This window comes from Pseudomonas sp. UBA6315 (assembly GCF_002438125.1).
GTDB lineage: Bacteria > Pseudomonadota > Gammaproteobacteria > Pseudomonadales > Pseudomonadaceae > Aquipseudomonas > Aquipseudomonas faucium.
Genome location: NZ_DJTF01000213.1, coordinates 17,952 through 29,247, shown reverse-complemented (window position 1 = coordinate 29,247; position 11,296 = coordinate 17,952). Strand labels below are relative to the sequence as shown.

The 11,296-nt window shown below is 64.8% G+C and carries 10 protein-coding genes; 2 read left to right on the top strand and 8 right to left on the bottom strand.

Annotation, left to right across the window (positions count from 1 at the left end; genetic code table 11):
* Positions 1-88: 88 nt before the first annotated feature.
* The 4 genes from B3E94_RS25370 to tcyJ all read right to left on the bottom strand — a co-directional run bounded on the left by B3E94_RS25370 (position 89) and on the right by tcyJ (position 3,789).
* The gene (locus B3E94_RS25370) at positions 89-1,330 is read right to left on the bottom strand and encodes an SfnB family sulfur acquisition oxidoreductase (RefSeq protein WP_286915642.1); all 1,242 of its coding nucleotides are present in this window, start codon (positions 1,328-1,330) and stop codon (positions 89-91) included.
* A 236-nt stretch (positions 1,331-1,566) separates the two neighbouring features.
* Positions 1,567-2,328 (bottom strand): L-cystine ABC transporter ATP-binding protein TcyN, encoded by a 762-nt coding sequence (gene tcyN / locus B3E94_RS25365; protein ID WP_286915641.1) that lies wholly within the window; start codon positions 2,326-2,328, stop codon positions 1,567-1,569.
* Position 2,329: 1 nt separating this feature from the next.
* A complete protein-coding gene (tcyL, locus tag B3E94_RS25360; RefSeq protein WP_176511987.1) occupies positions 2,330-2,998 on the bottom strand; it encodes a cystine ABC transporter permease in 669 nt (222 codons plus the stop codon).
* A complete protein-coding gene (gene tcyJ / locus B3E94_RS25355; RefSeq protein ID WP_286915640.1) occupies positions 2,995-3,789 on the bottom strand; it encodes a cystine ABC transporter substrate-binding protein in 795 nt (264 codons plus the stop codon). Before tcyJ ends, tcyL begins: the two co-directional genes overlap by 4 nt.
* 270 nt (positions 3,790-4,059) lie before the next feature.
* On the opposite strand from tcyJ, the gene epsC reads away from it, so the two are divergent.
* Positions 4,060-4,992, top strand: coding sequence for a serine O-acetyltransferase EpsC (epsC, locus tag B3E94_RS25350; RefSeq protein ID WP_176511985.1), 933 nt, complete (start codon positions 4,060-4,062; stop codon positions 4,990-4,992).
* Positions 4,993-5,258: 266 nt separating this feature from the next.
* Entirely contained in the window at positions 5,259-7,220 is a 1,962-nt protein-coding gene (betT, locus tag B3E94_RS25345; RefSeq protein WP_176512007.1) for a choline transporter BetT, read from the top strand.
* Positions 7,221-7,337: 117 nt separating this feature from the next.
* Here betT and tauD read toward each other — a convergent pair whose 3' ends face one another.
* The 4 genes from tauD to tauA are packed head-to-tail and all read right to left on the bottom strand — an operon-like array spanning position 7,338 to position 10,834.
* Complete coding sequence (tauD, locus tag B3E94_RS25340) at positions 7,338-8,171, bottom strand: taurine dioxygenase (RefSeq protein WP_286915639.1); 834 nt, start codon at positions 8,169-8,171, stop codon at positions 7,338-7,340.
* Between the two features lie 47 nt (positions 8,172-8,218).
* Positions 8,219-9,058, bottom strand: a complete 840-nt coding sequence (gene tauC, locus B3E94_RS25335; RefSeq protein WP_286915638.1) for a taurine ABC transporter permease TauC — start codon at positions 9,056-9,058, stop codon at positions 8,219-8,221.
* On the bottom strand, positions 9,055-9,843 hold the full coding sequence (gene tauB / locus B3E94_RS25330; RefSeq protein ID WP_286915637.1) for a taurine ABC transporter ATP-binding subunit: 789 nt from the start codon (positions 9,841-9,843) through the stop codon (positions 9,055-9,057). Before tauB ends, tauC begins: the two co-directional genes overlap by 4 nt.
* Before the next feature lie 19 nt (positions 9,844-9,862).
* The gene (tauA, locus tag B3E94_RS25325; RefSeq protein ID WP_236237928.1) at positions 9,863-10,834 is read right to left on the bottom strand and encodes a taurine ABC transporter substrate-binding protein; all 972 of its coding nucleotides are present in this window, start codon (positions 10,832-10,834) and stop codon (positions 9,863-9,865) included.
* Positions 10,835-11,296: the final 462 nt, after the last annotated feature.

Here is an 11,296-nt window from a genome sequence, read left to right as displayed (position 1 = left end):
CAAGGCCGCTCCTACAGGGGGCTGCGGTTGTCTGTAGGAGCGGCCTTGTGTCGCGAAAGGGCTGCACAGCAGCCCCAAGGCGCAAAAATCAGATCCAGGAATGCCGCGCCGGCAAGGTCCCGTTGAGGTAGTAGGCGCCCACCGCGTGGTACTTCCAGCGCACCGGGTCATGCAGCGTGTGCACCCGGGCATTGCGCCAATGGCGGTCGAGGTTGAACTCGGCGAGCGTGGCTCGGCTGCCGGCCAGCTCGAACAGCTTCTCGCTGGCCTGCAGGGAAACCTCGGTGGTCAGCACCTTGGCCTCGGCCACGGCAATCGAGGCCCGCGCTGCCGCTTGCGCATCGATGGGCGCTGCGTTGACTTCGTCGAGCACCCGCGCCGCCTTGCGCAGCAGCGCCTGGGCGGCATGCAGCTCAAGTTTCAGGCGGCCGATGTCGGCGATCACGTAAGGGTCGTCGCTGGCCCGCTCGACCTTGGCTTCGATCCACGGCCGCGACTTGTCCCGCACGAAGTGGATGGCGTCGTCGATCGCCGCTTCGGCAATGCCGGCATCGATCGCCGCCTGGATCAACTGCGAGCCGGCGCCCTGGATGTTGGGCAGGTCGCGCTGGCGCCAGTTGTCGATCACCAGTTCCGCGTCCACCGGTACCTGGTCGAGCAGTACGGTGCCGCTGGCGGTGGTGCGCTGGCCGAAGCCCGACCAGTCATCGACGATACGCAGCCCCGGCGCGCCGCGGCGCACGAAGGCCAGGCGCTGGCGGCCTTCATCGTCCAGGGCCTTGACCGCGACCCAGTGGGCGAACAGGGCGCCGGTGGAATAAAACTTCTCGCCGCTGATGCGATAGCCATCGCCGCTGCGGGTGATGCGCGCCTTCAGGGTCAGGGTGTCCTTGGTGCCGCGCTCCGGCCCGGCATTGCCGATGCGCCAGCCGTCGAGCACGCTGCGAAAGATCTGCGCCTGTTGCGCCTCGGTGGCGGTCACGCGCAGCAGTTGCAGCATGCCGAACTGGTTCTGCGGGATCTGCCCCAGGGCCGGGTCGGCGGCGCTGATGAGGCGGAACACTTCGGCGATGGTCTCGAACGACACGTCAGGGCCGCCATGGGCCTTGGGCACGCTGATGCTGCCCAGGCCGCTGCGGGTGAATTGTTCGATTTCGGCCCAGGGCAGCTTGCGCTGCTGGTCGCGGCGCGCGGCTTGCTCGCGGGCGGTGTCGGCCAGTTCGCGGGCGGCTTGCAGGGCTTCGGCGTCGTTGCGCAATACCTTGGCCGGCAGCAGCAGGGGCGAGCTGTCGAGGTCGCTGTGGAATTGGGTTTCTGGCAGGGTGGACATCAGTACCGAACCTCACAAAGTGGATGCGTCGCTTCAGCTGATGGCGACAAACGTTTGCTGGTCCGGTGGTCCGGTGTATATACCCTAAAGGCTTATCAAAAGTTTATGAACTAACCTTTTGGAATATATATAGAAGTGGGGAATTGCGCTGGATGTGCCGGCCTCTTCGCGGGGCAAGCCCGCTCCCACCAAGGTGGGCAGTTAACTTGTGGGAGCGGGCTTGCGCCGCGAAGGCGTCAGTCCTGGCTGGCTGCGGTACCGAGGAATTTGCGCAAGAACTGCCGGGTCCGCTCTTCCCTGGGGTTGGCGAACAGCGCCTTGGCCTCGCCCTGCTCGACGATCACCCCCTTGTCGAAGAAGATCACCCGGTTCGCCACGTCGCGCGCAAAGCTCATTTCGTGGGTGACGATGATCATCGTGCGCTTTTCCTCGGCCAGCCCACGAATGGTCTCCAGCACTTCGCCGACCAGTTCCGGGTCGAGCGCCGAGGTGGGTTCGTCGAACAGGATCACCTCCGGCTCCATGGCCAGGGCGCGGGCGATGGCCACCCGCTGCTGCTGGCCGCCCGAGAGGCGCCGGGGGTAGGCGTCTTCCTTGCCGGCCAGGCCGACCTTGGCGAGCAAGCGCTTGCCCAGCTCGATGGCCTGGGCGCGGGGCGTCTTCTTGACGATCACCGGCCCCTCGATGACGTTTTCCAGGGCGGTGCGGTGGGGGAACAGGTTGAAGTTCTGGAACACGAACCCAGCCTGCTGGCGCAAGCGGCGGATCGCACTTTGCTGGCCACCCAGCGGGCGGTTGGCGTCGATGCTGATGTCGCCGATCTGGATGCGCCCGGCATCGGGGGTTTCCAGCAGGTTCAGGCAGCGCAGGAAGGTGGTCTTGCCCGAGCCGCTGGGGCCGATGATGGCCACCACCTCGCCGGGGTGCACGGTCACGTCGATGCCGTTGAGCACGGTCTGGCCCTTGAACCGCTTGGTCAGGCCTTCTACGACAATCATTTCAAGGCTCCCGGTCGTGCTGGTTGACCCGCGCTTCCATGCGGTTCTGGAAGTGCGCGAGGATGCTGCACAGCACCCAGTAGATCACCGCCACCGCCAGGTACATGGTGAACACTTCGAAGGTGCGCGCGGTAATCAGCTGCGCCTGGCGGAACAGCTCGGGCACCTGGATGGTCGCCGCCAGGGCGGTGTCCTTGACCAGCGAGATGAAGCTGTTGCCCAGCGGCGGCAGTGCGGTGCGCAGCGCCTGGGGCAGGATCGCCCGGCGCATGGCCTGGGTGCGGGTCATGCCGATGCTGGCAGCGGCCTCCCACTGGCCCCGGTCGATGGAGGAGATGGCTGCACGCAGGATCTCGCAGATGTAGGCGGCCATGTTCAGCGACAGGCCGATCAGCGAGGCCGGGATCGGGTCGAGCTCGATGCCGATCTGCGGCATGCCGAAGTAGATGACGAACAGCTGCACCAGCAGTGGCGTGCCGCGAAAGAACGACACGTAGATCCGCGCCAGCCAGTCCAGCGGCAGGATCTTCGACAGCCGCATCAGTGCCAGGGCAAAGCCCAGCAGCAGGCCGAAGAACATGCCGCCGACGCTCAGCAGCACCGTGTAACCCGCGCCCTTCAACAGGAAGGGCGTGGAGTCGGCAACCAGTTGCAGGCTTTCAGCGATCATTGGGTGACATCGGCACCGAAGTATTTCTCGGACAGCTTGGCCAGGGTGCCATCAGCCTTGAGCTTGTCGATGGCCTTGTTGATGGCAGCCAGCAGTTCCGGTTCGCCCTTGCGCAGGGCCACGCCGCTTTCCAGGCGCGAGAAGGCATCGCCGGCAAGCTCGGTGTCCTTGGCTTTCTGGGCGTATTCCAGGGCGGCCAGGCGGTCGATCAGGATGGCGTCGATGCGGCCGTTGCGCAGGTCGGCGAACTTGCTCGGGTCATCCTCGTAGGTGCGCACTTCGGCTTTCGGCACGTCCTGCTTGACCCACTGCTCGTAGTTGGTGCCCAGGCCTACGCCGACTTTCTTGCCGGCCAGGTCCTGCGCTGTCTTGATGTTCAGCTGCTCGGCTTTCTTCTTCAGCACCAGGGCCTGGATGCCGGAAACGGTGTAGGGCTCGGAGAAGTCGTATTTCTTCTTGCGCTCCTCGGAGATGGTCACCTGGTTGACCACCACGTCCAGGCGCTTGGACTCCAGCGCGGCGAGGATGCCGTCCCACTTGGTTGGCTGGATCTTGGCCTTGACCCCCAGCTCCTTGGCCAGCAGCTCCGACAGCTCGACTTCGAAACCGGCCAGCTTGCCGTTTTCATCCTGGAAGCTGAACGGTGGGTAGGTGCCTTCCAGGCCGACGTTGATCACGCCCTTTTCCTGGATGGTCTTCAGCTGCTCGCCGGCGAATGCCTGGCCGAGCAGGCCGGCACCGAGGAGGATGGCCAGGCTGGCGTTGAGAAGCGGTTTGGCGAATTTCGACATGTCAGGCCCCGCGCTTGTTGTGGAAGTAGTGGGTGGCGACTATAGAGTTGGCCTGATAGGCCAGGAAATAATAAAAACTTATTTTCTTATGCTTTTTTATAAAAAGGCTCAGGCACACGCTGAGTTGAGGGTAGGCGAGGTTACCCGGTTCGTCATCGCCGCTTATGCCTGACTTAGCGCAGGATGGAATAAAGCGTTGTTTTTTCCAAGGGACGGATTTGCCGTAGAGTGGATTGCAAAATATTGCATGCCACCCGGCAGGAGAACACCGTGAGCGACCAACCTTCATCCGCGCATTGGCAGTTGCACAGCATCGTCAGCGGCCTGCGCAGCGCCCGTGAGCAGTGGCGCAGCCGCAATGGCCGCAGCATCGGCGAGCAGGGCGGGCGCGAACTGCCCTCGCGCGAGGCCATGCGCCAGATCCTCGAGCAGCTGTGCGGGGCGCTGTTCCCGATGCGCCTGGGCCCGGTGGACCTGCGCGAGGAGAGCGAGGACTTCTACGTCGGCCATACCCTGGACGCCGCGCTTACCTCACTGCTGGCCCAGGCACGCCTGGAGCTGCGCTATGCCGCGCGCCAGAGCAACGGCGAACTGGCAACCGTGGATGCCCAGGCCCTGCGCCTGATCCAGGATTTCGCTGCGGCGCTGCCTGGGCTGCGGGTGATGCTCGATACCGATGTGCTGGCGGCCTACCACGGCGACCCGGCGGCGCGCAGCGTCGATGAAGTGCTGCTGTGCTACCCGGGGATCCTGGCGATCATCCATCACCGCCTGGCCCACCACCTGTACCGGGCCGGCTTGCCGTTGCTGGCGCGGATCAGCTCGGAGCTGGCGCATTCGGCGACGGGCATCGACATCCACCCGGGCGCGCAGATCGGGCCGAGCTTCTTCATCGACCATGGCACCGGCGTGGTGATTGGCGAGACGGCGATCATCGGCGAGCGGGTGCGCATCTACCAGGCGGTCACGCTGGGGGCCAAGCGCTTCCCCAGCGACGAGTCGGGGACGCTGCACAAGGGCCTGGCGCGCCACCCGATCGTCGAGGATGACGTGGTGATCTATGCGGGGGCGACCATCCTGGGGCGCATCACCATCGGCAAAGGCTCGACCATTGGCGGCAATGTGTGGCTGACCCGCAGCGTGCCGGCTGAAAGCAACATTACCCAGGCGAACTTGCAGCTCGATTGCCAGGACAAGAACTGAGGCTGTTGGCTCCCACGGTACTTGTGGGAGCCGGCTTGCCGGCGATAGGGCCGGTACAGGCATGCACCGATCAGCACCCCGGTTCGCATTGAAATCCGATCCATGTTTAACTTGAACGCTTGTTCAACGAAAAACGCTGGTCCGCTGCCGGTGTTCAACAGGAGGATTCCTTTGCTGAACCCGTTCATTCCGAACCTCACGTCAATCGACGAGGTGCATGCCCCATGAGTGCACCGACCCCTTCACTTGCCGCTGGCAAGATCCGCATGAACCCGCCGGTGTTCTACTTTGCGGCAAGCTTCATCCTCATCTTCGGCCTGGTGGTCATTGCCTTCCCGCAAGCTGCCGGTGAATGGCTGCTGGCCGCGCAGAACTGGGCGGCCAACACGGTTGGCTGGTACTACATGCTGGCCATGACCCTGTACCTGGTCTTCGTGGTGGTCACCGCGTTGTCCGGCTACGGCAAGATCAAGCTTGGTGCCGACCACGACGAGCCCGAGTTCAGCTACCTGTCCTGGGCCGGCATGCTGTTCGCCGCCGGCATCAGCATCACCCTGTTCTTCTTCTGCGTCTCCGAGCCGCTGACCCACATGCTGCAGCCGCCGCAAGGCGAGGCGGGCACGGCCGAGGCAGGGCGCCAGGCGATGCAGATCCTGTTCCTGCACTGGGGCCTGCATGGCTGGGGCGTGTTCGCCTTCGTCGGCATGGCACTGGCCTATTTCGCCTACCGCCACAACCTGCCGCTGGCGCTGCGCTCGGCGCTGTACCCGCTGATCGGCAAGCGCATCAACGGGCCGATCGGCTATGCGGTGGATGGCTTCGGCATCATCGCCACGGTGTTCGGCCTGGGCGCCGACATGGGCTTTGGCGTGCTGCACCTCAATGCCGGCCTCGACTACCTGTTCGGCATCAGCCACAGCCAGTGGGTGCAGGTGATGCTGATTGCCCTGATGATGGGCGCGGCGGTGGCCGTGGCGGTCGCCGGGGTGGAGAAGGGCGTGCGGGTGATGAGCGACATCAACCTGTTCCTGGCCTGCGCGCTGCTGCTGTTCGTGCTGTTCGCCGGCCCTACCCAGCACCTGTTCAACACCTTGATCCAGAACTTGGGCGATTACCTGGGGGCCTTGCCGCGCAAGAGCTTCGACGTGTACGCCTATGGCGAGAACCGCGACTGGCTGGGTGGCTGGACAGTGTTCTACTGGGCCTGGTGGATTGCCTGGGCGCCGTTCGTGGGGCTGTTCATCGCGCGCATTTCGCGTGGCCGCACCATCCGTGAATTCGTCTTCGGCGTGCTGCTGATTCCGTTGGGCTTCACCCTGGCGTGGATGTCGATCTTCGGCAACAGCGCCCTGGACCAGGTGATCAACCACGGCATGACCGCCCTGGGCCAGTCGGCCCTGGACAACCCGTCGATGAGCCTGTACCTGCTGCTGGAAACCTACCCCTGGAGCAAGACGGTCATCGCGGTGACGGTGTTCATCAGCTTCGTGTTCTTCGTCACCTCGGCCGACTCCGGCACGGTGGTGCTGTCGACCTTGTCGGCCAAGGGCGGCGACGCCGACGAAGACGGCCCGAACTGGCTGCGCATCTTCTGGGGCGTGATGACCGCGCTGATCACCAGCGGCCTGCTGTTCGCCGGCAGCATCGATTCGCTGAAATCGGCGGTGGTGCTGACGTCGCTGCCGTTCTCGCTGATCCTGCTGTGCATGATGTGGGGGCTGCACAAGGCCTTCTACCTGGAGAGCCAGCGGCAGATCGCGCAGATGCATTCGTTGGCGCCGTTCGCCCAGTCGCGACGTGGCCGTGGGGGTTGGCGCCAGCGCTTGAGCCAGGCCGTGCACTTCCCGTCACGCGATGAGGTGTACCGCTTCATGGACGACGTGGTGCGCCCGGCGATTGCCGATGTGCGCGAAGTGTTCGAGCAGAAGGGGCTGACCCTGATTACCCAGGACGACCCGAGCCATGACAACGTCAGCCTGAAGGTCGGCCACGGCGAGGAGCAGCCGTTCATCTACCAGGTGCAGATGCGTGGCTACTTCACGCCTTCGTTTGCGCTGGGTGGGTTGGGCACCCAGGAGTTGAAGAACCGCCGCTATTACCGGGCGGAGGTGCACCTGAGCGAGGGCAGCCAGAATTACGACCTGGTGGGCTACAGCAAGGAGCAGATCATCAACGACATCCTCGACCAGTACGAGCGGCACATGCAGTTCCTGCATCTGGTCAGGTAGATCGCCGGGGCCGCTTTGCGGCCCTTTCGCCGGCAAGCCGGCTCCCACAGAAGCGCTGCAAACCCTGTGGGAGCCGGCTTGCCGGCGATTCGAGGCCAAAGGCCTCGCCCGTCTGCATCAGAACGGCGCATCCCCAAGAATGGTCGCCCGATGCATCACCCGCCGATTCGGCCGGTAGTCATCCACAGCAAAATGCTGTGTCACCCGGTTATCCCAGAACGCCACGTCATTCTCCTGCCAACGCCAGCGAATGCTGAACTCAGGCCGCGTCGCATGGGCGAACAGCAGCTTGAGCAGCGCCTCGCTCTCCAGCTCGCTGAGCTCGTTGATTCGCGTGGTGAACCCTTCATTGACGAACAACGCCTTGCGCCCGCTCACCGGGTGGGTGCGCACCACCGGGTGCGACAACGGCGGGTTCTTGCGCCGGGTTTCTTCCCAGCGCGCCAGGTCCTCTGGCGTGGTACCGAAGCGCTCCAGCGGGAACGACTTGGTGAAATCGTGGGTGGCACTCAGCCCGTCGAGCAACTCGCGCAGCGGCGCCGACAGCGCCTCCAGCGCAGCGATGCCGCTGGCCCACAAGGTGTCGCCGCCAAAGGCTGGGAGCTGCTTGGCACTGAGCACCGCGCCCAGCGCCGGGGTCGGCAGGAAGGTCACGTCGGTGTGCCACACGGCATTGTCGCGCACGTCGGTGACCGCGGTATCGAGCACCAGCACCTGCGGGGTTTCCGGCACGTTGGGGTAGATCGGGTGGATGTGCAGGTCACCGAAACGCGCGGCGAAGCGCGCCTGCTGCTCGGGGTTGATTGGCTGGTCGCGGAAGAACAGCACCTGGTGCTTGAGCAGCGCCTGCTCGATGGCGTCGCGCTGCTCGATGCTGATGTCGCGGCTGATGTCGACGCCGCTGATCTGGGCGCCGAGCGCCGGGCTGAGTGGGGTGATGGTCAGGCTCATGGCTTTTCTCGTGCTAGGCGCCGGGTTGCCGGCGTGGTCAGTCCAGTTCAGTGGCTTTGCCCGTGCCAGGGCACCAGCTTGCGTTGCAGGGCGCGCAGGCCCATCTCCAGGGCGAAGGCGATCAGGGCGATCAGCAGGATGCCCAGCACCACCACGTCGGTGACCAGGAACTGCGCCGCCGACTGCACCATGAAGCCCAGGCCGCTGGTGGCGGCGATCAGCTCGGCGGCGACCAGGGTCGACCAACCGACGCCCAGGCCGATGCGGATGCCGGTGAGGATGTCGGGCAGAGCGCTGGGCAGGATCACATGGCGAATCAGCTGCGCCCGGGTGGCCCCCAGCGACTGCGCGGCGCGCAGCTTGGCCGGGTCGACGGTACGCACGCCGGTGGCCGTGGCGATGGCGATCGGGGCGAAGATCGCCAGGTAGATCAGCAGCACCTTGGACAGCTCGCCGATGCCGCACCAGATGACGATCAGCGGCAGGTAGGCCAGCGGCGGAATCGGCCGGTAGAACTCGATCAGCGGGTCGAGGATGCCGCGGGCCACGCGGTTGTAGCCGATGGCGATGCCGACCGGGATCGCCGTCAGGGTGGCGGCGGCCAGGGCCAGGCCGATGCGGCCGAGGCTGGCACCCAGGTGCTGCCACAGGCTGGCGTCCATGTAGCCCTGGGTGAGCAGGGCCCAGCCCTTGGCCAGGATGTCGCCGGGCGAGGGCAGGAACAGTGGCTCGATCCAGCCGGCGGCGGTCACCAGCCACCAGGCCAGCAGCAGGCTGGCCAGGGTCAGGGTGCTGATCCAGCGGGTTGAAAGGGGGCGGCGGGCTTTTATGGCTGGCCGGGATTGGGCGTCGCGCTTGCCGGCGACCGGCAGATCGAGGCTGCTCATGCGGGCTCCTGCAGGCTTTGGCGTTGGGAGAACACCCGCGCCAGCACATGCTCGCGGGTTTCAATGAAGCGGGGGTCGGACTTGATCGCCCGGGCCGACTCGCCGGCGGCGTAGCGCTGGCCGAAGTCCAGCTGCAGGCGCTCGACCACACGCCCCGGGTTGGGTGCCAGCAGTACCAGCTCGCTGGCCAGGAACACGGCTTCCTCGATGTCATGGGTAATCAGGAACACCGGCTTGGCGGTGCGCTGCCACACCTGCAGCAGCAGCTCCTGCATCTGCTCGCGGGTGAAGGCGTCGAGCGCGCCGAACGGCTCGTCCATCAGCAGCACCCGTGGGTCGGCTGCCAGTGCGCGGGCCAGGCCCACACGCTGTTTCTGGCCACCGGACAACTGCCAGACACGCCGATCGCCGAAGCCGGCCAGGTCGACCAGCGCGAGCATTTCGCGGGCCTTGGCTTCACGTTCGCTGCGCGCCACGCCAGCCAGCTCGAGGCCGAAGGCGACGTTGCCCAGCACGTTCTGCCAGGGCAGCAGGGCGTCGTCCTGGAACACCACGCCACGCTCGGCGCCGGGGCCTTGCACCGGCACGCCATCGAGGCTGATGCGCCCGCCGCTGGGGGCGACGAAACCGGCGATCAGGTTCAGCAGCGAGGTCTTGCCGCTGCCCGATGGCCCGAGGGCCACCAGCAGTTGGCGAGGCCCCAGGCTCAGGTTGATGTCGGCCAGCACCGGGGTGGTGGCGCCGGGGTACTGTGCGCTGATGCGCTCCAGCTCGAGCAAGGCCATGACGGGCTCCGGATCAGGTTCAGTTGGGCAGGAATTTGGCGCTGACGTAAGGCGAGTAGTCCGGCAGCACCGCGTCGACCTTGCCCTGTTGCTTGAGGAAGGTGGCGGTATCGGTCAGCGCCTTGGTGGTCGGTGCGCCCAGGGCGTTGGCCTGGTCGGCGGCCAGCGGGTAGACGTTGCCTTCCAGCAGCACCGGGATGTCGCTGGCCTTGGCACCGGACAGCTTGACCAGCTTGGCCACGTTGTCCTGGTTGGCGAGCCAGGCTTTTGGGTCCTTGCGGTAGTCGGCGTAGGCGTCGAGGGTGACCTTGGCGAAGGCCTTGACCACATCGGGGTGCTTGTCGGCGAAGTCCTTGCGCACGATCCAGGCGTCGAAGGTCGGCGCGCCTTGTTCGGCCAGTTGGCCCGAGGTGATCAGCACCTTGCCGTTTTCCTTGGCCACGCCCAGGGCCGGGTCCCAGACGTAGGTGGCGTCGATGTCGCCGCGCTTCCAGGCGGCGATGATCGCCGGTGGCGCGAGGTTGAGGATCTGCACCTTGGAGGGGTCGATGTTCCAGCCCTTGAGCGCCGCCAGCAGGCTGTAGTGGCCGGTGGAAACGAACGGCACGGCGACTTTCTTGCCGACCAGGTCTTGCGGCGTCTTGATGCTGTCACGCGCGACCAGCGCTTCACCTGCACCGATCTGGGTGGCGATGAGGAAGGTTTCCACTGGTAGCTTGCGGGTGGCCGCTGCTGCCAGCGGGCTGGAACCGAGGTAGCCGATCTGCACGTCGCCGCTGGCGACCGCGGTGATCACATCGGCGCCGTTGTCGAACTTGCGCCAGGCGATGTCGGCCTTGCTGGCCTTTTCGTAGGCGCCATCGACCTGGGCCACCTTGGCCGGGTCGACGGTGGTCTGGTAGGCGACCGTGAGGTCGGCGGCCTGGGCCAACCAGCTGGTGCTGGCGAGAGTCAGGGCGGCGAACAGGCGCAGCGGGGCATGCGGGATCATGGTGAACCTCTCGTCAGGCAATCGATGTGATGGATGGCGAGAAGACTAGATGATCTAAGAAATCGAAAATAAATAACTTTTTCGCATTAGCTTAGGAGCCAAATGCTTTAACGCGCCTTGCCTGGGAAATGCCCACTGGCGGAACACCGGTGCGCTGCTAGTCTTTGTCCCCTCGTCAGGGGTGGTTGACGGGTAACCGGTCGGCAAACGTTTGCAAATAACCTAAAGGTATGATTGACGGGGTCGATACAACTTTTTGCAGTAAAGGTTTCACCTATATTCCGTAAAAATCTTACTAATTCATAAAACGGTCATTTTGGATTTATAGGATTGTCATTATCCTGTAGCGCAGGTTGCGTCCTTAGACCAAAGTCGCGAAACGTTCAGAAACGATTGACTTATTGGTCACGCTTTGGGACTAAATCGCCCATCCACGGTGAGCGGGGCAGAAGACTCCGCCGC

Bases quoted from the DNA above. Each gene is read 5' to 3' on its own strand.
- B3E94_RS25370 (WP_286915642.1), bottom strand. From the start codon at position 1,330: ATGTCCACCCTGCCAGAAACCCAATTCCACAGCGACCTCGACAGCTCG.
- tcyN (WP_286915641.1), bottom strand. From the start codon at position 2,328: ATGATTGTCGTAGAAGGCCTGACCAAGCGGTTCAAGGGCCAGACCGTG.
- tcyL (WP_176511987.1), bottom strand. From the start codon at position 2,998: ATGATCGCTGAAAGCCTGCAACTGGTTGCCGACTCCACGCCCTTCCTG.
- tcyJ (WP_286915640.1), bottom strand. From the start codon at position 3,789: ATGTCGAAATTCGCCAAACCGCTTCTCAACGCCAGCCTGGCCATCCTC.
- betT (WP_176512007.1), top strand. From the start codon at position 5,259: ATGAACCCGCCGGTGTTCTACTTTGCGGCAAGCTTCATCCTCATCTTC.
- tauD (WP_286915639.1), bottom strand. From the start codon at position 8,171: ATGAGCCTGACCATCACCCCACTCAGCCCGGCGCTCGGCGCCCAGATC.
- tauC (WP_286915638.1), bottom strand. From the start codon at position 9,058: ATGAGCAGCCTCGATCTGCCGGTCGCCGGCAAGCGCGACGCCCAATCC.
- tauB (WP_286915637.1), bottom strand. From the start codon at position 9,843: ATGGCCTTGCTCGAGCTGGAGCGCATCAGCGCACAGTACCCCGGCGCC.
- tauA (WP_236237928.1), bottom strand. From the start codon at position 10,834: ATGATCCCGCATGCCCCGCTGCGCCTGTTCGCCGCCCTGACTCTCGCC.